Annotated in this window: 1 pseudogene; it reads left to right on the top strand. The window is 38.1% G+C overall.

Annotation, left to right across the window (positions count from 1 at the left end):
• Window positions 1–97: 97 nt before the first annotated feature.
• Window positions 98–1314: pseudogene (locus tag ACYQ21_RS15565) on the top strand (hypothetical protein); the annotation flags it as partial.

Consider the following 1314-nt stretch of genomic DNA (forward strand, 5'->3'; position numbering starts at 1 on the left):
ATGAACAAGTAGAGACTGGCGAGGGATTTCGTAGAAAGACTATTCAAAAGTTAGATGATGAACGAGAACAGCTAATCAGAGAGAGGAATGCGTTACCATGGGAGTAAAATATAGTCAAAGTGAATCTCAAGAGTTAATGCGTAAGCTACTTGCTAATGTGACTGTTGCAGATGAGATTACAAATCAGTTATCAAAAGGGAGTAGCCACCTCCAAAGTACTGTCCGAGATAGAAGTAGCGGTTTATCAGGTTCTGCTTACACTGCGGGTGCTGATTTATTTTCAAAAATTGATAAACTCATTCAGAAATATAGTGAAGCAGTTGACGATGTGCGCTCCGATGTGACCGCCTATCAAAATGTAGAAGGTTGGTTAAATGGCGAGAAAGCCATTGATGAGGACACATTAATCCGTATTATAGAGCATAAAAAAAGTGATTTATCCTCATTAGAAAATCAATTAGAAGCTAATCAACAGATGATGTATAGTATGCCTTTTGTGGGTTCCGCATTAGAAGATTGGTTGTCGCCTTATAATAGAGAACTCCGAAAACAAATTGAAGCTGTGACACAAGAAATTCGTAAAGAAGAGGAACGTTTGAAAAACTTGCATCAGTTTATCAGTCAAGTTTCTGGTCTTTTTACTGATAGCCTTGACGCTTTTAACCTTGCAGTTCGAGGTATTTCTGTTTTTGGTAAAGTAACCGTCGATAGTGCTGGTTATGCACATTATCCGGCAGGTACAGATATGAAATGGTTGGACGAGCTTTCAGAAAATGAATTCGGTTCATATTCGGTTAATCGCCCTAAAAACATGAGTGATGCCGATTTTGCGGACTATGTAGAAAAAGTTAATGGACAGGCTAAAGAGCTAGAAAAAGAGGGCTGGGGCAAGGCAGGTGTCGCAAGCTATTTGAAGTACTTAGATCAGCATGTGGCAACGCAAGGAGACCCGCTAAAAGGTGTCGAGACAGCCTATGAAAGACTTCATACTGTGGGTTCTGATGTCTTTACTTTCGTTGTAGATAATGCTTTTCCTGATACGCAACAGGGTGCTAAAGATACTTTGAATATGGTATATAAGGTTCTCGGTGCAGATGTTGATGATAATAATTTCTTGCAGTTAGACAATGTCATGAATGGCAAGTATAAGTTTCCGACAGATAAGCAAGATGTTGAGCAATATTTTAAATTTACAGAAAGTTATTCCAAATTAATACAAGCTAAATATCCTAATGATGAAAAACTAGATGATGCAATAGACCATCAAATGCGTTACTGGTTAGATAAGCCTATTGTCGATTATATTAATGATAA

It is taken from the genome of Pseudolactococcus yaeyamensis, from assembly GCF_054658615.1.